The sequence below is a fragment of the Flavobacterium sp. F52 genome (assembly GCF_000278705.1).
In the GTDB taxonomy this organism is placed as follows: Bacteria; Bacteroidota; Bacteroidia; order Flavobacteriales; family Flavobacteriaceae; genus Flavobacterium; species Flavobacterium anhuiense.
In genome coordinates, this window is sequence record NZ_AKZQ01000023.1 from 49,718 (window position 1) to 67,521 (window position 17,804).

The window sequence follows — 17,804 nt, forward strand, 5'->3', positions numbered from 1 at the left end:
ATCGCAAAACTCTTAATAATTTGTTAACTTTCCTAATAAATAAAAATCTTTTTTTGGTAAACTTTAAAATTTAACATTATAACATATGTTTACGATAGTGTTATATAATTGTATTTCTTGCTGATTTTGCTGGCCATTCGTGAGAATAATTCGCAAAACTCCATTTTTTGTTTGTATTCCTGCACCTATTCCAATTCCTATTAAATTCATAATTTTTTTAGGATTTGAAATATTCGTTAAGTCTTGATATATAGCGTAATCCGCAATAGAATGAATATAAGCGCTTTTTGAAAATATATATCTATATTCTGTAAGAATTGCAGAATAAAAGTTTCCTTGAAGACTATTTTCGGAAAATCCTCTTATTGAATTCATTCCGCCAAATCTGAATAATTCGTTTGAAATATAATTTTTACTATCTAGATAGAAATTTTGTGAATTTAGGTTAATGAAATTCTTGTTATTTAGTTCAAAATTATAAGACGCATTTAGATTTGCATAGAATTGCTTGCTTGGTTTTGCTGTGTCAGGGTCGTTGTTTGTTTCTCTTTTTCCGAAACCTAAAATTGAGCTCAGAAATGCTTTTCCCTGCATTAGATTGTTGTTAGAGTCTATTTTTTTGTATTCGTATGTGGAAGTAAAGTAAGAATTATTAAAATCGCTGATAAAAGAATTATTGGTATTTTGGATGTCGCTCGATTCGGTAGATTGGTATCCGAAATAGATTTTAGAGTTATAATTTAGATAGTATCCCAGATTGATATCTGTTTTAGTATTCTGAAATGTGCTGTCCTGTTTGAAAATGTTTAATTGCGCTTTTATTCCAAGAGGAGATTGGAATAAATAGGGGATTTCGAGTTTAGTGTTAAAGGTTTTTTGTTGGTTACCGTCGCTCTTCCAGTAAAGGGAGAACTTTTCGCCAGCGTGAAGTATATTAGTTAGCGAAATATCTAAATAGCCGTTTAGAATCAATTTTTTGTTTTCGTCGTTCGAAAATCCAATATAGCCATCAAAATTGTTTGCTTTTCTTTTTTCAATATAAGTGTAGACTTTTGTCGAGTCTTTGGTGAATAAAATTTCGGGGTATTTGGTTTGAGAAACAAATTCAAAACTGTTTATATCTTCATAAAGTCTTTTTACAGTTTCTTGGTTGAATATTCTGTTGGTGTATTTTTTATTTAATTGTTTTAATGCTCCTTTTGGGAAGTAGTCTTTTAAAGTGAGATCTGTGTAATTTACAATAATGGAATTTAGTGTTCTTTTTTTTTCGGAATTAAGATTTAAGTCAGCATAAATTATGGAATTCTTTTTTTTGATATTTGCTAGATTGATTTTGGAAAATGCAAAACCTGCTTTTTCATTGTTTGAAATTTCTTTATTAAGGAAGTTTTCAAGCTCCGTAAAAGGGATAATTATACTGTCTTTTGTGTTTTTCTTATATTCATTAAAAAAACTATTTATACCTATATATATATGTACTTCTTTGATTTTGGTTTTTAAGTCTATAAATGCTGTATAAGTGCTGTCGTTTATCTTTTTGGTTTCTAATATTTTAGAATCTATATAGCCTTGTTTTGAGAGTTTGTTTGTTACTGAAAAAAGTTCGTTGTTTAATGATTTTATGTTTACGTGTTTTTTTGCATATGGAAGAGAGTCGATTGTTTGGCTTTGTTTTTTGTTAATTCCATTTATATTCAAATAAAATGACTGTGCGAAACAATTTGTGCATAGGAGTAAAATAAGTATGTGTTGTAATTGTTTCAAATGCAATTGTTTTGTTAGTTAAATGTAAAGCAAATATCTAATGTTTCTTTGTTAAATCATAGATATAAATAATGTTGTTGAAAATTAATGATTTAACGTTTGTATAGTGAAAATTATTTTATACATTTGCAACCCCGTAAAAAGCGGGAATTTAATAAACATAATAATTTTTAGTATTAATTATGCCAACAATTCAACAATTAGTAAGAACAGGAAGAACTCAGATCACTAAGAAGAGTAAATCGGTTGCTTTAGATTCTTGTCCTCAAAGAAGAGGGGTTTGTACGCGTGTTTACACTACTACACCAAAAAAACCAAACTCTGCAATGCGTAAAGTTGCGCGTGTGCGTTTGACAAATGGTAATGAGGTGAATGCTTACATCCCAGGAGAAGGACATAATCTACAAGAGCACTCGATAGTATTAGTGCGAGGTGGAAGGGTAAAAGATTTACCAGGTGTTAGATATCACATCGTTCGTGGAGCGCTTGATACGTCAGGTGTTGCAGGAAGAACGCAAAGAAGATCTAAGTACGGTGCTAAACGCCCAAAAGAAGCAAAAAAGTAATTTAAAAACTTTTAAGAAAAAGACATGAGAAAAAGAGCGGCAAAGAAAAGACCACTTTTACCGGATCCAAGGTTTAATGACCAATTAGTAACACGTTTTGTGAATAACTTAATGTGGGATGGTAAGAAATCTACAGCTTTTAAAGTATTTTATGATGCTATTGATATCATTGAAACTAAAAAGCAAAATGATGAGAAAACTTCATTAGAGATCTGGAAAGATGCTTTAACTAACGTTATGCCTCACGTAGAAGTACGTAGCCGTAGAGTTGGTGGAGCTACATTCCAAATTCCAATGCAGATTCGTCCAGACAGAAAAATTTCTATGGCAATGAAGTGGTTAATACTTTATTCAAGAAGAAGAAATGAAAAATCTATGGCGCAACGTTTAGCTGCTGAGTGTTTAGCTGCTGCTAAAGAAGAAGGTGCTGCGGTTAAGAAAAGAATGGATACTCACAAAATGGCAGAAGCTAATAAAGCATTCTCTCACTTTAGATTTTAATTCGTAAAGAAATGGCTAGAGATTTAAAATATACAAGAAATATCGGGATCGCTGCTCACATTGATGCTGGTAAAACTACAACAACTGAGCGTATTCTTTTTTATACTGGAAAATCACACAAAATTGGTGAGGTTCACGATGGTGCTGCAACAATGGACTGGATGGCGCAAGAGCAAGAAAGAGGTATTACAATTACTTCTGCTGCTACAACTTGTACTTGGAACTTTCCAACTGAGCAAGGTAAAGTTTTGCCAGAATCAAAAGCGTACCACTTTAATATTATTGATACTCCTGGACACGTTGACTTTACTGTAGAGGTTAACCGTTCTTTACGTGTATTAGACGGTTTAGTGTTCTTATTTAGTGCTGTTGATGGTGTTGAACCTCAATCAGAAACTAACTGGAGACTTGCTGATCAGTATAGAGTTCCTCGTATGGGATTCGTGAACAAAATGGACCGTCAAGGTGCGAACTTTTTAAATGTATGCGGACAGGTTAAGGACATGTTGAAATCGAATGCGGTTGCAATTACTTTGCCTATTGGAGATGAAGCTGATTTTAAAGGTATTGTTGACTTGGTTAAAAATCAAGCTATTGTATGGCATGATGAAACTCAAGGAGCTACTTTTGATATTGTTGACATTCCTGCTGATATGGTTGATGATGTAAAGCACTATCGTTCTATCCTTATCGAAGAGATTGCTACTTATGATGAAAATCTTTTAGATAAGTACATGGAGGATGAAAACTCTATTACAGAGGAGGAAATCAACAATGCATTAAGAGCGGCTACTATTGATATGGCGATCATTCCTATGCTTGCTGGTTCTTCTTTCAAAAACAAAGGGGTTCAATTCATGTTAGATGCAGTTTGTAAATATTTACCATCTCCTTTAGATAAAGAAGGTATTGAGGGAATTCATCCTGATGATGCTGATTTATTGGAAGAAGATCAAACTAAAATCTTGCGTAAGCCAGATGTAAAAGAGCCGTTTGCTGCTTTAGCATTTAAAATTGCTACTGATCCATTCGTAGGTCGTTTAGCTTTCTTCCGTGCGTATTCTGGACGTTTAGATGCAGGTTCTTATGTTTTAAATACTCGTTCTGGTAATAAAGAAAGAATTTCTCGTATTTACCAAATGCATGCTAACAAACAAAATCCAATCGAATTTATTGAGGCTGGAGATATTGGAGCTGCTGTAGGATTTAAAGATATTAAAACTGGAGATACTTTATCTGATGAAAAGCATCCAATTATCTTGGAATCTATGAAATTCCCAGATCCTGTAATTGGTATCGCTATCGAACCAAAAACTAAAGCTGACGTTGATAAAATGGGTATGGCTTTAGCTAAATTGGCTGAAGAAGATCCAACGTTTACGGTTAGAACTGACGAGGCTTCTGGTCAAACTATTATTTCAGGTATGGGTGAGCTTCACTTAGATATCTTAGTTGACCGTATGAAACGTGAGTTTAAAGTAGAGGTTAATCAAGGTGAGCCACAAGTAGAGTATAAAGAGGCGTTTACAAGATCTGCTCAACACAGAGAAACTTACAAAAAACAATCTGGAGGTCGTGGTAAATTTGGTGATATCGTATTTAGAATCGAGCCTGCTGATGAAGTTGATGGAAAAGTACCTGTTGGATTACAGTTTGTGAATGAAGTAAAAGGAGGTAACGTTCCTAAAGAGTATATTCCTGCAGTTGAAAAAGGTTTCCGTGAAGCTATGAAAACTGGACCTTTAGCTGGATATGCTGTTGATAGTTTAAAAGTGACTTTATTAGATGGATCTTTCCACCCTGTGGATTCTGATGCTCTTTCTTTTGAGTTAGCTGCAAGAATGGGTTATAAAGAGTCCGGTAAAGCTGCTGGAGCTGTTATCTTAGAGCCTATCATGAAAATCGAAGTTATCACTCCAGAAGAAAACATGGGTGATATCGTAGGTGACTTGAACCGTCGTAGAGGTCAAGTTAATGATATGGGTGATAGAAACGGAGCGAAAACTATTAAGGCAGATGTGCCGTTAGCTGAGATGTTTGGTTATGTTACAACATTAAGAACATTATCATCTGGTAGAGCGACATCTACAATGGAGTTTTCTCATTATGCAGAAACACCTTCTAATATTTCAGAAGAGGTAATCAAAAAAGCAAAAGGTAACGCTTAATTTTAAGAAAATGAGTCAAAAAATCAGAATAAAACTAAAATCTTACGATCATATGTTAGTGGATAAATCTGCTGAAAAGATCGTGAAAACAGTAAAAACTACTGGGGCAGTTGTAACAGGTCCAATTCCGTTGCCAACTCACAAAAAACTTTTCACTGTATTGCGTTCTCCGCACGTTAACAAAAAAGCGAGAGAGCAATTTGAAGTAATGTCATACAAGAGATTGATTGATATTTATTCATCTTCATCTAAAACTATTGATGCTTTAATGAAACTTGAATTGCCAAGTGGAGTTGAAGTTGAGATTAAAGTATAATTTTTTTATATTTTTTTATATAAAAAGCGAGACATTTTTTGTCTCGCTTTTTTTTGTTTTTAAAAGTTGTTTTTAATTTGAAAAAGAATAAAATTAAATATTTTTTTAATGTTCTAAATATTCTAAATCCCTTTGTTTTAGGGTAGTGCGAGTTTTTTTAGTTGTGATTTTATTGTTTAATTTTTAAATGGAAAATGTTATTGCTATAAAAAGAAGTGCTTGAATTTTGGTGTTGATGAAGTTTGTTTTCTTGTTGTTTTAGTGCTTGGATTTTGATAATGAGCGATTTAATTTTTGTAACTGTTTGGTTTATTCAATTTTAATATCTACTTTTGCACTCCCTGTTTGGAAATTTCTGTTATTTTTAAATTGAAGGGAATTTTAGTAATTAATAATTAATATTTATGTCTGGGTTAATTGGTAAGAAAATCGGCATGACTAGTATCTTCGACGAAAACGGGAAAAATATTCCTTGTACAGTAATCGAAGCTGGACCATGCGTTGTTACCCAAGTCAGAACCAATGAGGTTGACGGGTATGAAGCGTTACAACTTGGTTTCGATGACAAAAACGAGAAACATTCTACTAAAGCGGCTTTAGGTCACTTTAAAAAAGCTGGAACTGTTGCTAAGAAAAAAGTCGTTGAATTCCAAGATTTTGCAACTGAACAAAAATTAGGAGATCTTATTGATGTTACTATTTTTGAAGAAGGAGAATTTGTAGATGTACAAGGTGTCTCAAAAGGTAAAGGTTTTCAAGGGGTTGTTAAACGTCACGGTTTTGGTGGGGTTGGACAAGCTACTCATGGTCAGCACAACCGTTTAAGAGCGCCAGGTTCTGTAGGAGCTTCTTCTTATCCATCTAGAGTATTCAAAGGAATGCGTATGGCTGGAAGAATGGGAGGAGAAAATGTAAAAGTTCAAAACCTTAGAGTTTTAAAAGTAGTTGCTGAGAAGAATCTACTTGTTGTTAAAGGATGTGTTCCTGGACACAAAAACTCTTATGTAATCATTCAGAAGTAATGGAAGTAAAAGTATTAGATTTCAACGGAAAAGATACTGGAAGAAAAGTTCAACTTTCTGATTCAGTATTCGCAATTGAACCAAACAATCACGCAGTATATCTTGATGTTAAGCAATATCTTGCTAATCAGAGACAGGGTACTCACAAGGCTAAAGAAAGAGCTGAAGTAACTGGAAGTACGCGTAAGATTAAAAAACAAAAAGGAACTGGTACTGCTCGTGCAGGAAGTGTTAAGAGTCCTTTGTTTAAAGGTGGTGGAACAGTTTTCGGACCAAGACCAAGAAGTTATTCATTCAAATTGAATAAAGGTTTGAAAAGATTGGCTAGAAAATCTGCTTTCTCAATCAAAGCAAAAGAGTCAAATATCGTAGTTGTAGAAGACTTTAATTTCGAAGCGCCAAACACTAAAAATTTCATTAACGTTTTGAAAGCTTTAGGGTTAGAGAATAAAAAATCTTTATTTGTGTTGGGCGAGTCAAATAAAAACGTATATTTGTCGTCACGTAATTTAAAGGCTTCAAATGTCGTAACTAGCTCAGAATTAAGCACTTACGCAATATTAAACGCTAATAATTTAGTGCTTTTGGAAGGTTCTTTAGAGTTAATTGAAGAAAATTTAAGTAAATAATAGGAATATGAGCATCATAATTAGACCTATAGTAACGGAAAAAGTAACCAAAGAAAGTGAAGTTCTAAACCGCTTCGGATTCGTTGTTAACAAAAAAGCAAACAAAGTTGAGATTAAGAAAGCTGTAGAGGCTGCTTATGGAGTGACTATCGTTTCTGTTAACACAATGAATGTGAGACCAGATAGATCTACTAAATACACTAAAAGTGGTTTAATCAGTGGAAAGACAAATGCATACAAAAAAGCAATTGTTCAAGTACAAGAAGGAGAAACAATTGATTTTTACAACAATATCTAAGATAGAAAAATGTCAGTAAGAAAATTAAAACCTATTACCCCGGGTCAGCGATTTAGAGTTGTGAATGGTTATGACGCTATTACAACTGATAAGCCGGAACGCTCTTTGATAGCACCGATAAAAAACTCAGGAGGTAGAAATAGTCAAGGAAAGATGACCATGCGTTATACGGGTGGTGGTCACAAGCAGAGATATCGTATCATCGATTTCAAAAGAACTAAAGATGGAATTCCAGCTACAGTGAAATCAATCGAATACGATCCAAATCGTACTGCATTTATTGCTTTATTAGCTTATGCTGATGGAGAGAAAACTTATATTATCGCTCAAAATGGATTGAAAGTTGGTCAGAAATTAGTTTCTGGACCAGAATCTCAACCAGAGATTGGTAATACTTTACCTTTAAGCAGAATTCCTCTTGGAACTGTTATATCTTGTATTGAGTTACGTCCAGGACAAGGAGCCGTTATTGCTCGTTCAGCTGGAACTTTTGCTCAGTTAATGGCAAGAGACGGGAAATATGCAACAATTAAAATGCCATCAGGTGAGACAAGATTAATCTTGTTAACTTGTTCGGCTACAATTGGAGCTGTTTCTAACTCTGACCACCAATTAGTTGTATCTGGTAAAGCAGGTAGAACAAGATGGTTAGGAAGAAGACCTAGAACTAGACCAGTAGCGATGAACCCTGTTGATCACCCTATGGGAGGTGGTGAAGGACGTTCTTCTGGAGGGCACCCACGTTCAAGAAACGGATTGCCAGCTAAAGGTTACAGAACTCGTTCTAAGAAAAACCCGAGTAACAAGTATATCGTAGAACGTAGAAAGAAATAATAAGATATGGCACGTTCATTAAAAAAAGGACCTTTCGTTCATTATAAATTAGACAAGAAAGTTCAAGAAAACGTAGAAAGTGGTAAAAATGCAGTTGTTAAGACTTGGTCTAGAGCTTCAATGATTACACCAGATTTCGTTGGACAAACTATCGCAGTTCATAACGGTCGTCAATTTGTACCAGTTTACGTAACAGAAAACATGGTAGGTCACAAATTAGGAGAGTTTTCACCAACTAGATCTTTTAGAGGTCATGCTGGAGCAAAAAATAAAGGTAAAAAATAAAAGAAGCAATGGGAGTTCGTAAAAGAGAAACAGCAGATGCGAGAAAAGAGGCTAATAAGTCTATCGCTTTCGCAAAATTGAATAACTGCCCTACTTCACCTAGAAAAATGCGCTTAGTAGCGGACTTGGTAAGAGGTCAGAAGGTAGAAAGAGCACTTAACATTTTAAGATTCAGTTCTAAAGAAGCTTCAAGAAAATTAGAAAAACTATTATTATCTGCAATCAATAACTGGGAGCAAAAAAATAGTGAAGGTAATTTAGAAGAGGCTGGATTATTTGTTAAAGAGATCAGAGTAGATGGTGGAATGATGTTAAAAAGACTTCGTCCAGCTCCACAAGGTCGTGCACACAGAATAAGAAAACGTTCTAATCACGTAACAATCGTGCTTGGAGCTATCAATAACACACAAAGCAATTCTTAAGCAGCATGGGACAAAAGACAAATCCAATTGGAAATAGACTTGGTATCATCAGAGGATGGGACTCAAACTGGTATGGTGGAAATGATTACGGCGATAAATTAGCTGAAGATCACAAAATCAGAAAGTATATCCATGCTCGTTTATCAAAAGCTAGTGTATCAAAAGTAATCATCGAGAGAACTTTGAAACTTGTAACCGTTACTATCACTACTGCTAGACCCGGTATTATTATCGGAAAAGGCGGACAAGAGGTAGACAAGTTAAAAGAAGAACTTAAGAAAGTTACTGACAAAGAGGTTCAAATTAACATCTTTGAAATTAAAAGACCTGAGCTAGATGCTTATCTTGTGGCTACAAGCATCGCTCGTCAAATCGAAAGCCGTATTTCTTACAGACGTGCAATCAAAATGGCTATTGCTGCTTCTATGCGTATGAACGCTGAAGGTATCAAAGTTTTGATTTCTGGTCGTTTAAATGGTGCTGAGATGGCGCGTTCAGAAGGTTTCAAAGAAGGTAGAATTCCTCTATCAACTTTCAGAGCTGACATTGATTATGCTTTGGCTGAAGCTCACACTACTTATGGTAGAATGGGTATCAAAGTATGGATCATGAAAGGTGAAGTTTACGGTAAGAGAGAACTTTCTCCACTTGCTGGAATGGACAAAAAACAATCTGGTACAGGTGGTGGAAAAGGTGGAGATGCTCCTAGAGGCAAATCTAACTTTAACAAAGGTGGAAAACCAGACGCTCGTAAAAGAAAGTAAATTTTTAAACTAAAGAAAAATGTTACAGCCTAAAAGAACAAAATACCGTAAGGTACAAAAAGGTAGAATGAAGGGTAACTCTCAAAGAGGGCATGAACTTTCAAATGGAATGTTTGGTATTAAATCTGTACATGAAGATGGAATGTTCTTAACATCTCGTCAAATCGAAGCTGCACGTATCGCTGCAACTCGTTACATGAAGAGAGAAGGACAATTATGGATTAAAATTTTCCCAGACAAACCTATCACTAAGAAACCTCTTGAAGTACGTATGGGTAAAGGTAAAGGAGCAGTTGAGTATTGGGCTGCTGTTGTTAAACCAGGAAGAATTATGTTTGAAGTTGGAGGGGTTCCATTGTCAGTTGCAAAAGAGGCTTTACGTCTTGCAGCTCAAAAACTTCCAGTAAAAACTAAGTTCGTCGTTGCTAGAGATTTCGAAGCATAATTTATATTTATTATGAAACAATCAGAAATAAAAGATCTTTCTGCAGCGGAGTTGCAAGAAAAGCTTAGTCAAACTAAGAAAGTATATGCTGACCTAAAAATGGCTCACGCTATTTCTCCAATTGCTAACCCACTTCAAATCAGAAGCGTTAGAAGAACAGTTGCAAGACTAGCTACAGAGTTAACTAAAAGAGAGTTACAATAATTGTATTCTGCTGAAAGATGGAAGAAAAAAGAAATTTAAGAAAAGAAAGAATAGGTGTTGTTACTTCAAATAAGATGGATAAATCTATCGTTATTTCTGAAGTAAGAAAAGTAAAACACCCATTATACGGTAAGTTCGTGTTGAAAACAAAAAAATATGTTGCACACGACGAAAAAAACGACTGTAACATTGGTGATACTGTAAGAATTAGCGAAACGCGTCCTTTAAGTAAAACAAAATGTTGGAGATTAGTTGAAATCTTAGAAAGAGCTAAATAATTATGGTACAACAAGAATCAAGACTAAAAGTAGCAGATAACACGGGAGCTAAAGAAGTTTTAACTATTCGTGTTTTAGGAGGTACTAAAAGAAGATATGCCTCTGTTGGTGACAAAATTGTAGTTTCTATCAAAGATGCAACTCCAAACGGAAACGTGAAAAAAGGAGCTGTTTCAACTGCAGTTGTTGTGCGTACTAAAAAAGAAGTGAGAAGAGCTGATGGTTCTTATATCCGTTTCGATGACAATGCATGTGTTCTTTTGAATGCTGCAGGGGAAATGAGAGGAACTCGTGTTTTTGGTCCGGTAGCAAGAGAACTTCGTGAAAAACAATTCATGAAAATTGTATCATTAGCACCAGAAGTGCTTTAATTCGTTTTAAGATGATAAAGCTAAAAATAAAATCAGGAGATATCGTAAGAGTTATTGCTGGAGACCATAAAGGTGCTGAAGGTAAAGTTTTACGTGTTTACCGTGAAAAAAACAAAGCGATAGTTGAAGGTGTTAACTTGGTTTCAAAACACACTAAACCAAGTGCTAAAAACCCTCAAGGTGGTATCGTTAAGAAAGAGGCTTCTATTCAAATTTCTAACATTGCTTTAATTGATCCTAAAACTAAGGAAACAACTAGAGTAGGTATTAGAGTAGAAGGAGATAAGAAAGTAAGATTTTCAAAAAAATCTAATCAAGTACTATAGTAATGGCATATACACCTAGACTAAAAGAAGAATATAAGAGTAGAGTAATCTCTGCTCTTAAAGAAGAGTTCGGATATACAAACGTAATGCAAGTTCCTAAACTTGAAAAAATCGTTTTGAGCCGTGGAGTTGGTGCAGCTGTATCTGATAAAAAACTTATTGACTATGCAGTTGATGAGTTAACAAAGATCACTGGACAAAAAGCAGTATCTACAATTTCTAAGAAAGACGTTGCGTCTTTCAAATTAAGAAAAGGGATGCCTATTGGAGCAAAAGTAACTTTACGTGGAGAAAGAATGTATGAGTTTTTAGATAGACTTATTACTTCTGCTTTACCACGTGTAAGAGATTTCAACGGTATTAAAGCTACTGGTTTTGACGGAAGAGGTAACTACAATCTTGGAGTTTTAGAGCAAATCATTTTCCCAGAAATTGATATTGACAAAGTAAACAAAATTTCAGGAATGGATATTACATTTGTTACTACTGCAAAAACTGACAAGGAAGCGAAGTCATTATTGGCTGAATTAGGATTACCTTTTAAAAAGAATTAAGACATGGCTAAAGAATCAATGAAAGCCCGCGAGGTGAAAAGAGAGAAAACGGTAGCTAAGTATGCTGAAAAGAGAAAAGCTTTATTAGAAGCTGGAGACTATGAAGGTTTACAAAGATTACCAAAAAACGCTTCACCTGTTCGTTTGCATAACCGTTGTAAATTGACTGGAAGACCAAGAGGTTACATCCGTCAATTCGGTATTTCACGTGTAACTTTCCGTGAAATGGCTAACAATGGATTAATTCCAGGTGTGAAAAAAGCAAGCTGGTAATTTAAAAAAGTTTATAAATTGATTAAAGGTTCAGGAAGCGGGGTGCTTCCTGAAAACCATAATCGCAATCAAATACATATGTATACAGATCCTATTGCAGATTATTTGACTAGAGTTCGTAACGCTGTGGCTGCAAACCACAAAGTTGTTGAAATTCCAGCTTCTAATCTTAAAAAAGAGATAACTAAGATCTTATTTGATCAAGGTTACATCTTAAGTTACAAATTTGAGCAGAACACAGTTCAAGGTTCTATCAAAATTGCTTTAAAGTATGATAAAGATACTAAAGAGCCTGTAATTAAAGATATCCAAAGAATTAGTAAACCTGGTTTACGTAAATATGCAGGTGCTGCCAAATTACCAAGAATCCTTAATGGATTAGGAATTGCTATCGTTTCTACATCAAAAGGTTTGATGACTGGAAAACAAGCGAAGCAATTAAATGTAGGTGGTGAAGTAATTTGTTACGTATACTAATTTTTAAAGACTAAATAAGATGTCAAGAATAGGTAAAAGTCCAATTGTAATCCCTGCAGGTGTAACTGTTGAAGTTAACGAAGGTGTTGTTACAGTAAAAGGAAAGAAAGGTCAACTAACTCAGGAGTTCTCGGACGTAACTGTAAAAGTTGAAGGCGATCAGATTTCAGTTGAAAGATCGTCTGATTATAAAGACCAAAGAGCAAAACACGGATTATACAGAGCTTTAATCAATAACATGATTGTAGGTGTATCTGAAGGTTTTACAAAAGAACTTGAATTAGTTGGAGTTGGTTACAGAGCTTCAAACCAGGGTCAAAAATTAGATTTAGCTCTTGGATATTCTCACAATATTGTTTTAGAAATTGCTCCAGAAGTATCTTTAGAAACAATATCTGAAAAAGGTAAGAACCCTATCGTAAAATTAACATCATTTGATAAACAACTTTTAGGTCAAGTTGCTGCGAAAATCAGAAGTTTCCGTAAGCCTGAGCCATACAAAGGAAAAGGTGTTAAATTTGTGGGTGAAGTATTAAGAAGAAAAGCAGGTAAATCAGCTTAAAATATAAGATTATGTCATTAACAAAATCTGAAAGAAGACAGAGAATTAAATTCAGAATTAGAAAATCGGTTAGTGGTACTGCTGCAAGACCTAGACTTTCTGTTTTTAGAAGTAATAAAGAAATTTACGCTCAAATTATTGATGATGTAAATGGAGTTACTATCTTAGCTGCATCTTCTAGAGAAAAAGAAATAGGAAAAGGTACTAACGTTGAAGTAGCTGCTGCTGTTGGAAAACTAGTTGCAGAGAAAGCGTTAAAAGCTGGGATTGATACCATCACTTTTGATAGAGGTGGATATTTATATCACGGTCGTATTAAATCATTAGCAGAAGGCGCAAGAGCCGCTGGACTTAAATTCTAATATATTATGTCTAAATACAAAAATGTAGAATTGGTAAAACCTAGTGGTCTTGAATTAAAAGATCGTCTAGTTAGTGTTAATCGTGTTACTAAAGTTACAAAAGGAGGTAGAGCTTTTGGTTTTTCTGCTATTGTAGTTGTAGGTGATGAAAATGGAGTAGTTGGTCACGGATTAGGAAAATCTAAAGACGTTTCTGAAGCAATTGCGAAAGCAGTAGAAGATGCTAAGAAAAACTTAGTTAGAATTCCTTTAAATGGACAATCTGTTCCTCACGAACAAAAAGGTAAATTTGGTGGTGCACGTGTATTCTTAATTCCAGCATCTCATGGTACTGGAGTTATTGCTGGTGGAGCTGTTCGTTCAGTTCTTGAGTCAGTAGGTATTCACGATGTATTGTCTAAATCTCAAGGATCATCAAATCCACATAACGTAGTAAAAGCAACTTTTGATGCTTTATTGCAAATGAGAAGCGCTCACACTGTTGCGAAACAAAGAGGGGTTTCTTTAGAGAAAGTTTTTAAAGGTTAATTCAAGGAAATTATGGCTAAATTATTAGTAAAACAAGTAAGAAGCAAAATCAACTGTCCTCTTTCTCAAAAGAGAGGGTTGGAGGCTTTAGGTCTACGCAAAATTGGACAAGTTGTGGAGCATGAGTCAAATCCTGCTATCCTTGGGATGATAAACAAAGTTAAACACTTAGTTTCTGTTGAAGAAGCTAAATAACAAATACTGTTATGAATTTAAGTAACTTACAACCTGCTGAAGGATCTACACACAATCAAAATAAAAGATTAGGTAGAGGAGAAGGTTCTGGAAAAGGTGGTACTGCTGCACGTGGACACAAAGGAGCAAAATCTCGTTCTGGTTATTCTAAAAAGATTGGTTTTGAAGGAGGACAAATGCCACTTCAAAGACGTGTACCTAAGTTTGGTTTCAAAAACATCAATCGTAAAGAATACGAAGGTGTTAATTTAGATACTCTTCAATTATTAGTTGATAACGGTGTAATTACTGATTCTGTTTCAATGGCAGATTTCGTAGCAAATCGTCTAGCTTCTAAAAATGAAATCGTTAAGATTTTAGGTAGAGGAGAATTGAAAGCAAAATTAAAAGTAACTGCCCACAAATTTACTGCTACTGCAAAAGCTGCTATTGAAGCTGCTGGTGGAGAAGCTGTAACTATATAACTTATCTATTAAGATGAAGAAATTTATTGAATCAATAAGTAATGTTTGGAAAATCGAAGAACTAAAGAATAGAATCTTAATTACTTTAGGATTACTTTTAGTATATCGTTTTGGAGCACACGTTACGCTTCCTGGAATTGACGCAACGCAATTGACTGGTTTAGCGGGACAAACTAAAAATGGTCTAGGATCTATTCTAGACATGTTCACCGGGGGTGCTTTCTCTAAAGCTTCAGTTTTTGCTTTAGGTATCATGCCTTATATTTCTGCGTCTATTGTTGTTCAGTTGATGGGAATTGCGATTCCATATTTACAAAAACTTCAAAATGATGGGGAAAGTGGTAGAAAAAAGATTAATCAAATCACTCGTTGGTTGACAATCGCTATCACATTGGTTCAAGGTCCAACTTATATCTATAATTTATACAGAACATTGCCTAGTAATGCATTTTTGCTAGGCTTTAATTCGCCTGAATTTTTGTTCTCGTCTGTTATTATCTTAGTTACTGGTACAATTTTTGCTATGTGGCTTGGGGAAAAAATTACAGATAAAGGTATTGGAAATGGTATTTCATTGTTAATTATGGTTGGTATTTTAGCTCGTTTACCACAAGCTTTTATCCAAGAGTTTACAACTCGTGTTACCAATAACAATGGAGGTCCAATGTTATTAGTTATTGAAATTATTGTGTGGCTGTTAGTTATCATTTCTTGTGTATTGCTTACAATGGCGGTACGTAAAATCCCAGTACAGTATGCTCGTCGTACTACAACTGGAGATTACGAACAAGATTTGGCAGGAGGTAATAGACAATGGATTCCTCTAAAGCTTAATGCTTCTGGGGTTATGCCAATCATCTTTGCTCAGGCAATTATGTTTATCCCTGCAGCTGTGGCTGGATTGTCTAAATCAGATACATCACAATCTATTGTTGGTGCATTTAGTAATATGTTTGGTTTCTGGTATAATTTTGTTTTTGCAACTTTAATTATTGTATTTACATTCTTTTATACTGCAATCACCGTTCCTACTAACAAAATGGCTGATGATTTAAAAAGAAGCGGTGGTTTTATCCCAGGCGTACGTCCAGGAGCAGAAACTTCTGATTTCCTTGATAAAGTGATGTCTTTAATAACTTTCCCAGGATCTTTATTCCTTGCTTTGATTGCTGTGTTCCCAGCTATTGTTGTAAGTATTATGGATGTACAACAATCTTGGGCAATGTTTTTTGGAGGTACCTCATTAATAATTATGGTTGGTGTTGCAATAGATACTATTCAACAGATCAATTCATACTTGTTAAACAAACATTATGATGGTTTAATGAAGACTGGTAAAAATAGAAAAGCGGTAGCTTAATATATTTATGGCAAAACAATCAGCAATAGAACAAGACGGATCAATTATAGAAGCATTGTCAAATGCTATGTTCCGTGTAGAGTTAGAAAATGGACATATTGTAATTGCTCATATTTCTGGTAAAATGCGAATGCATTACATCAAATTATTACCTGGTGATAAAGTGAAACTAGAAATGAGTCCTTACGATTTGTCAAAAGCAAGAATTACTTATCGATATTAAAGGATATTCACTATGAAAGTTAGAGCATCAGTAAAAAAGAGAAGTGCCGAGTGCATTATCGTGCGTAGAAAAGGGAGACTGTACGTAATAAACAAAAAGAATCCTAGATTTAAACAAAGACAAGGATAATTATGGCAAGAATAGCAGGGGTAGATATCCCAAAAAACAAAAGAGGTGTTATTGCACTTACCTATATCTTCGGATTAGGAAAAAGTAGAGCTATTGAGATTTTAGAAAAAGCTCAAGTTAGCCAAGATAAAAAAGTTCAAGATTGGAATGATGATGAAATCGGAGCAATTCGTGAAGCTGTTTCATTTTACAAAATTGAAGGAGAATTACGTTCTGAAATTTCTTTAAACATTAAACGTTTAATGGATATTGGATGTTACAGAGGAATTCGTCACAGATCTGGTCTTCCATTAAGAGGACAAAGAACTAAAAACAACTCAAGAACAAGAAAAGGTAAAAGAAAAACTGTTGCTAACAAGAAAAAAGCAACTAAATAATAAGTAATATGGCTAAAGCAACTGCAAAAAAACGTAAAGTTATCGTTGAATCAACGGGTGAGGCTCATATTTCTGCCACTTTTAATAACATTATTATTTCTTTGACTAATAAGAAAGGTGAAGTTATCTCTTGGTCTTCAGCTGGTAAAATGGGTTTCAGAGGTTCTAAAAAGAACACTCCTTATGCAGCTCAAATGGCAGCAGAAGATTGCACTAAAGTAGCACTTGAGGCAGGACTTAAAAAAGTGAAAGTTTATGTAAAAGGACCAGGTAACGGACGTGAGTCTGCTATCCGTTCTATTCATAACGGTGGAATTGAAGTTACTGAAATTATTGATGTTACTCCAATGCCACACAACGGATGTCGTCCTCCAAAAAGACGTAGAGTTTAATTTTTTATTTTATAGTATAATCAAGGTAGAACATAAATTATCGAAGGATTAGACCTGAATTCATAATTTCTACCTTAAAATTTTTTTTAAAATGGCAAGATATACTGGTCCTAAAACCAAAATCGCTCGTAAATTTGGCGAGGCAATCTTCGGAGATGATAAATCTTTCGAAAAAAGAAATTACCCACCTGGACAACACGGGATGGCTAAAAAAAGAGGAAAAAAATCTGAGTACGCTGTTCAGTTAATGGAAAAGCAAAAAGCTAAATATTCTTATGGAATTTTAGAAAAACAATTCAGAAATTTATTCGAAAAAGCATCAGCGACTAAAGGAGTAACTGGTGAAGTTCTATTACAATTATGCGAAGCAAGATTAGATAATGTTGTTTTTAGAATGGGAATTGCTCCATCTAGAAGAGGTGCGCGTCAAATCGTTTCTCACAGACACATTACTGTAAATGGAGAGGTAGTTAATATTCCTTCTTACCACCTTAAGCCTGGTGATAAAGTTGCAGTTCGTGAAAAATCTAAATCTTTAGAAGCTATCGAACGTTCTTTATCAAATTCAAGTCATGTTTATGAATGGATTACTTGGAACAATGATCTTAAAGAAGGAACTTTCGTTTCTGTACCTGCAAGACTTCAAATTCCAGAAAACATTAAAGAACAATTAATCGTAGAGTTGTACAACAAATAATAATTGACTTAGTCGAAA

At 34.5% G+C, this 17,804-nt stretch carries 31 protein-coding genes; 30 read left to right on the forward strand and 1 reads right to left on the reverse strand.

Annotated elements, in window-relative coordinates; all coding sequences use genetic code 11:
- Positions 1-63: 63 nt before the first annotated feature.
- Positions 64-1,698 carry a membrane protein gene (locus tag FF52_RS07400; RefSeq protein ID WP_008464274.1) on the reverse strand — a complete coding sequence of 545 codons (1,635 nt, stop codon included), beginning with the start codon at positions 1,696-1,698 and terminating at the stop codon, positions 64-66.
- A gap of 248 nt (positions 1,699-1,946) precedes the next feature.
- Between FF52_RS07400 and rpsL the strand changes: the two genes are divergently transcribed.
- The 30 genes from rpsL to rpsD all read left to right on the forward strand — a co-directional run bounded on the left by rpsL (position 1,947) and on the right by rpsD (position 17,786).
- The gene (gene rpsL, locus FF52_RS07405) at positions 1,947-2,330 is read left to right on the forward strand and encodes a 30S ribosomal protein S12 (protein ID WP_007136570.1); all 384 of its coding nucleotides are present in this window, start codon (positions 1,947-1,949) and stop codon (positions 2,328-2,330) included.
- Positions 2,331-2,354: 24 nt separating this feature from the next.
- Positions 2,355-2,831, forward strand: coding sequence for a 30S ribosomal protein S7 (gene rpsG / locus FF52_RS07410; protein WP_008464282.1), 477 nt, complete (start codon positions 2,355-2,357; stop codon positions 2,829-2,831).
- Between the two features lie 11 nt (positions 2,832-2,842).
- Positions 2,843-4,999: an elongation factor G gene (fusA, locus tag FF52_RS07415; RefSeq protein ID WP_008464283.1), complete on the forward strand. Its 2,157-nt coding sequence runs from the start codon at positions 2,843-2,845 to the stop codon at positions 4,997-4,999.
- A 10-nt stretch (positions 5,000-5,009) separates the two neighbouring features.
- Complete coding sequence (rpsJ, locus tag FF52_RS07420; protein WP_007803605.1) at positions 5,010-5,315, forward strand: 30S ribosomal protein S10; 306 nt, start codon at positions 5,010-5,012, stop codon at positions 5,313-5,315.
- A 404-nt stretch (positions 5,316-5,719) separates the two neighbouring features.
- Positions 5,720-6,337, forward strand: coding sequence for a 50S ribosomal protein L3 (gene rplC, locus FF52_RS07425; RefSeq protein ID WP_008464284.1), 618 nt, complete (start codon positions 5,720-5,722; stop codon positions 6,335-6,337).
- Positions 6,337-6,966 (forward strand): 50S ribosomal protein L4, encoded by a 630-nt coding sequence (gene rplD, locus FF52_RS07430; protein WP_008464285.1) that lies wholly within the window; start codon positions 6,337-6,339, stop codon positions 6,964-6,966. Before rplC ends, rplD begins: the two co-directional genes overlap by 1 nt.
- A 7-nt stretch (positions 6,967-6,973) precedes the next feature.
- Complete coding sequence (gene rplW, locus FF52_RS07435) at positions 6,974-7,264, forward strand: 50S ribosomal protein L23 (RefSeq protein ID WP_008464286.1); 291 nt, start codon at positions 6,974-6,976, stop codon at positions 7,262-7,264.
- Positions 7,265-7,273: 9 nt separating this feature from the next.
- Positions 7,274-8,098, forward strand: a complete 825-nt coding sequence (gene rplB / locus FF52_RS07440) for a 50S ribosomal protein L2 (RefSeq protein ID WP_008464287.1) — start codon at positions 7,274-7,276, stop codon at positions 8,096-8,098.
- Positions 8,099-8,104: 6 nt separating this feature from the next.
- A complete protein-coding gene (gene rpsS / locus FF52_RS07445; RefSeq protein WP_008464288.1) occupies positions 8,105-8,383 on the forward strand; it encodes a 30S ribosomal protein S19 in 279 nt (92 codons plus the stop codon).
- An 8-nt stretch (positions 8,384-8,391) separates the two neighbouring features.
- On the forward strand, positions 8,392-8,805 hold the full coding sequence (gene rplV / locus FF52_RS07450; protein ID WP_007803631.1) for a 50S ribosomal protein L22: 414 nt from the start codon (positions 8,392-8,394) through the stop codon (positions 8,803-8,805).
- A gap of 5 nt (positions 8,806-8,810) precedes the next feature.
- Positions 8,811-9,569, forward strand: coding sequence for a 30S ribosomal protein S3 (rpsC, locus tag FF52_RS07455; RefSeq protein ID WP_008464292.1), 759 nt, complete (start codon positions 8,811-8,813; stop codon positions 9,567-9,569).
- 19 nt (positions 9,570-9,588) lie between these two features.
- Positions 9,589-10,014, forward strand: a complete 426-nt coding sequence (gene rplP, locus FF52_RS07460) for a 50S ribosomal protein L16 (RefSeq protein WP_008464295.1) — start codon at positions 9,589-9,591, stop codon at positions 10,012-10,014.
- Between the two features lie 12 nt (positions 10,015-10,026).
- Positions 10,027-10,218, forward strand: coding sequence for a 50S ribosomal protein L29 (rpmC, locus tag FF52_RS07465; RefSeq protein ID WP_008464297.1), 192 nt, complete (start codon positions 10,027-10,029; stop codon positions 10,216-10,218).
- A gap of 17 nt (positions 10,219-10,235) precedes the next feature.
- The gene (gene rpsQ, locus FF52_RS07470) at positions 10,236-10,496 is read left to right on the forward strand and encodes a 30S ribosomal protein S17 (protein ID WP_008464298.1); all 261 of its coding nucleotides are present in this window, start codon (positions 10,236-10,238) and stop codon (positions 10,494-10,496) included.
- 2 nt (positions 10,497-10,498) lie between these two features.
- Positions 10,499-10,867: a 50S ribosomal protein L14 gene (gene rplN, locus FF52_RS07475; RefSeq protein ID WP_007803649.1), complete on the forward strand. Its 369-nt coding sequence runs from the start codon at positions 10,499-10,501 to the stop codon at positions 10,865-10,867.
- 11 nt (positions 10,868-10,878) lie between these two features.
- On the forward strand, positions 10,879-11,193 hold the full coding sequence (rplX, locus tag FF52_RS07480; protein WP_008464300.1) for a 50S ribosomal protein L24: 315 nt from the start codon (positions 10,879-10,881) through the stop codon (positions 11,191-11,193).
- A gap of 2 nt (positions 11,194-11,195) precedes the next feature.
- Entirely contained in the window at positions 11,196-11,747 is a 552-nt protein-coding gene (gene rplE / locus FF52_RS07485; RefSeq protein WP_008464302.1) for a 50S ribosomal protein L5, read from the forward strand.
- Between the two features lie 3 nt (positions 11,748-11,750).
- Positions 11,751-12,020, forward strand: coding sequence for a 30S ribosomal protein S14 (gene rpsN, locus FF52_RS07490; protein WP_008464305.1), 270 nt, complete (start codon positions 11,751-11,753; stop codon positions 12,018-12,020).
- Between the two features lie 78 nt (positions 12,021-12,098).
- Positions 12,099-12,497, forward strand: coding sequence for a 30S ribosomal protein S8 (gene rpsH, locus FF52_RS07495; RefSeq protein WP_008464306.1), 399 nt, complete (start codon positions 12,099-12,101; stop codon positions 12,495-12,497).
- Between the two features lie 19 nt (positions 12,498-12,516).
- Positions 12,517-13,059: a 50S ribosomal protein L6 gene (gene rplF / locus FF52_RS07500; protein ID WP_008464308.1), complete on the forward strand. Its 543-nt coding sequence runs from the start codon at positions 12,517-12,519 to the stop codon at positions 13,057-13,059.
- Between the two features lie 11 nt (positions 13,060-13,070).
- Positions 13,071-13,421, forward strand: a complete 351-nt coding sequence (gene rplR, locus FF52_RS07505; protein ID WP_008464310.1) for a 50S ribosomal protein L18 — start codon at positions 13,071-13,073, stop codon at positions 13,419-13,421.
- Between the two features lie 3 nt (positions 13,422-13,424).
- Positions 13,425-13,949: a 30S ribosomal protein S5 gene (gene rpsE, locus FF52_RS07510; RefSeq protein WP_085949269.1), complete on the forward strand. Its 525-nt coding sequence runs from the start codon at positions 13,425-13,427 to the stop codon at positions 13,947-13,949.
- Positions 13,950-13,961: 12 nt separating this feature from the next.
- A complete protein-coding gene (gene rpmD / locus FF52_RS07515; protein WP_008464315.1) occupies positions 13,962-14,144 on the forward strand; it encodes a 50S ribosomal protein L30 in 183 nt (60 codons plus the stop codon).
- Positions 14,145-14,155: 11 nt separating this feature from the next.
- A complete protein-coding gene (gene rplO, locus FF52_RS07520) occupies positions 14,156-14,608 on the forward strand; it encodes a 50S ribosomal protein L15 (RefSeq protein WP_008464317.1) in 453 nt (150 codons plus the stop codon).
- 13 nt (positions 14,609-14,621) lie between these two features.
- On the forward strand, positions 14,622-15,968 hold the full coding sequence (gene secY / locus FF52_RS07525) for a preprotein translocase subunit SecY (RefSeq protein ID WP_008464318.1): 1,347 nt from the start codon (positions 14,622-14,624) through the stop codon (positions 15,966-15,968).
- 7 nt (positions 15,969-15,975) lie between these two features.
- Positions 15,976-16,191 carry a translation initiation factor IF-1 gene (gene infA, locus FF52_RS07530; RefSeq protein WP_007136545.1) on the forward strand — a complete coding sequence of 72 codons (216 nt, stop codon included), beginning with the start codon at positions 15,976-15,978 and terminating at the stop codon, positions 16,189-16,191.
- A 12-nt stretch (positions 16,192-16,203) separates the two neighbouring features.
- On the forward strand, positions 16,204-16,320 hold the full coding sequence (gene ykgO / locus FF52_RS23400) for a type B 50S ribosomal protein L36 (RefSeq protein ID WP_002987490.1): 117 nt from the start codon (positions 16,204-16,206) through the stop codon (positions 16,318-16,320).
- Positions 16,321-16,322: 2 nt separating this feature from the next.
- Positions 16,323-16,697 (forward strand): 30S ribosomal protein S13, encoded by a 375-nt coding sequence (rpsM, locus tag FF52_RS07535; protein ID WP_008464322.1) that lies wholly within the window; start codon positions 16,323-16,325, stop codon positions 16,695-16,697.
- Positions 16,698-16,705: 8 nt separating this feature from the next.
- Positions 16,706-17,089, forward strand: a complete 384-nt coding sequence (gene rpsK, locus FF52_RS07540) for a 30S ribosomal protein S11 (protein ID WP_008464324.1) — start codon at positions 16,706-16,708, stop codon at positions 17,087-17,089.
- Positions 17,090-17,180: 91 nt separating this feature from the next.
- Positions 17,181-17,786 carry a 30S ribosomal protein S4 gene (rpsD, locus tag FF52_RS07545; protein ID WP_008464326.1) on the forward strand — a complete coding sequence of 202 codons (606 nt, stop codon included), beginning with the start codon at positions 17,181-17,183 and terminating at the stop codon, positions 17,784-17,786.
- The last annotated feature ends 18 nt before the right edge of the window (positions 17,787-17,804 follow it).

Bases quoted from the DNA above. Each gene is read 5' to 3' on its own strand.
- secY (WP_008464318.1), top strand. From the start codon at position 14,622: ATGAAGAAATTTATTGAATCAATAAGTAATGTTTGGAAAATCGAAGAA.
- rplN (WP_007803649.1), top strand. From the start codon at position 10,499: ATGGTACAACAAGAATCAAGACTAAAAGTAGCAGATAACACGGGAGCT.
- rpsH (WP_008464306.1), top strand. From the start codon at position 12,099: ATGTATACAGATCCTATTGCAGATTATTTGACTAGAGTTCGTAACGCT.
- rpsS (WP_008464288.1), top strand. From the start codon at position 8,105: ATGGCACGTTCATTAAAAAAAGGACCTTTCGTTCATTATAAATTAGAC.
- rpsM (WP_008464322.1), top strand. From the start codon at position 16,323: ATGGCAAGAATAGCAGGGGTAGATATCCCAAAAAACAAAAGAGGTGTT.
- rplB (WP_008464287.1), top strand. From the start codon at position 7,274: ATGTCAGTAAGAAAATTAAAACCTATTACCCCGGGTCAGCGATTTAGA.
- rplP (WP_008464295.1), top strand. From the start codon at position 9,589: ATGTTACAGCCTAAAAGAACAAAATACCGTAAGGTACAAAAAGGTAGA.
- rplW (WP_008464286.1), top strand. From the start codon at position 6,974: ATGAGCATCATAATTAGACCTATAGTAACGGAAAAAGTAACCAAAGAA.
- rplF (WP_008464308.1), top strand. From the start codon at position 12,517: ATGTCAAGAATAGGTAAAAGTCCAATTGTAATCCCTGCAGGTGTAACT.
- rplC (WP_008464284.1), top strand. From the start codon at position 5,720: ATGTCTGGGTTAATTGGTAAGAAAATCGGCATGACTAGTATCTTCGAC.
- rplX (WP_008464300.1), top strand. From the start codon at position 10,879: ATGATAAAGCTAAAAATAAAATCAGGAGATATCGTAAGAGTTATTGCT.
- rpsG (WP_008464282.1), top strand. From the start codon at position 2,355: ATGAGAAAAAGAGCGGCAAAGAAAAGACCACTTTTACCGGATCCAAGG.
- rpsC (WP_008464292.1), top strand. From the start codon at position 8,811: ATGGGACAAAAGACAAATCCAATTGGAAATAGACTTGGTATCATCAGA.
- rplE (WP_008464302.1), top strand. From the start codon at position 11,196: ATGGCATATACACCTAGACTAAAAGAAGAATATAAGAGTAGAGTAATC.
- infA (WP_007136545.1), top strand. From the start codon at position 15,976: ATGGCAAAACAATCAGCAATAGAACAAGACGGATCAATTATAGAAGCA.
- fusA (WP_008464283.1), top strand. From the start codon at position 2,843: ATGGCTAGAGATTTAAAATATACAAGAAATATCGGGATCGCTGCTCAC.
- rpsN (WP_008464305.1), top strand. From the start codon at position 11,751: ATGGCTAAAGAATCAATGAAAGCCCGCGAGGTGAAAAGAGAGAAAACG.
- rpsL (WP_007136570.1), top strand. From the start codon at position 1,947: ATGCCAACAATTCAACAATTAGTAAGAACAGGAAGAACTCAGATCACT.
- ykgO (WP_002987490.1), top strand. From the start codon at position 16,204: ATGAAAGTTAGAGCATCAGTAAAAAAGAGAAGTGCCGAGTGCATTATC.
- rpmC (WP_008464297.1), top strand. From the start codon at position 10,027: ATGAAACAATCAGAAATAAAAGATCTTTCTGCAGCGGAGTTGCAAGAA.
- rplD (WP_008464285.1), top strand. From the start codon at position 6,337: ATGGAAGTAAAAGTATTAGATTTCAACGGAAAAGATACTGGAAGAAAA.
- rpsQ (WP_008464298.1), top strand. From the start codon at position 10,236: ATGGAAGAAAAAAGAAATTTAAGAAAAGAAAGAATAGGTGTTGTTACT.
- rpsD (WP_008464326.1), top strand. From the start codon at position 17,181: ATGGCAAGATATACTGGTCCTAAAACCAAAATCGCTCGTAAATTTGGC.
- rpmD (WP_008464315.1), top strand. From the start codon at position 13,962: ATGGCTAAATTATTAGTAAAACAAGTAAGAAGCAAAATCAACTGTCCT.
- rpsK (WP_008464324.1), top strand. From the start codon at position 16,706: ATGGCTAAAGCAACTGCAAAAAAACGTAAAGTTATCGTTGAATCAACG.
- rplR (WP_008464310.1), top strand. From the start codon at position 13,071: ATGTCATTAACAAAATCTGAAAGAAGACAGAGAATTAAATTCAGAATT.
- rplV (WP_007803631.1), top strand. From the start codon at position 8,392: ATGGGAGTTCGTAAAAGAGAAACAGCAGATGCGAGAAAAGAGGCTAAT.
- rpsJ (WP_007803605.1), top strand. From the start codon at position 5,010: ATGAGTCAAAAAATCAGAATAAAACTAAAATCTTACGATCATATGTTA.
- rplO (WP_008464317.1), top strand. From the start codon at position 14,156: ATGAATTTAAGTAACTTACAACCTGCTGAAGGATCTACACACAATCAA.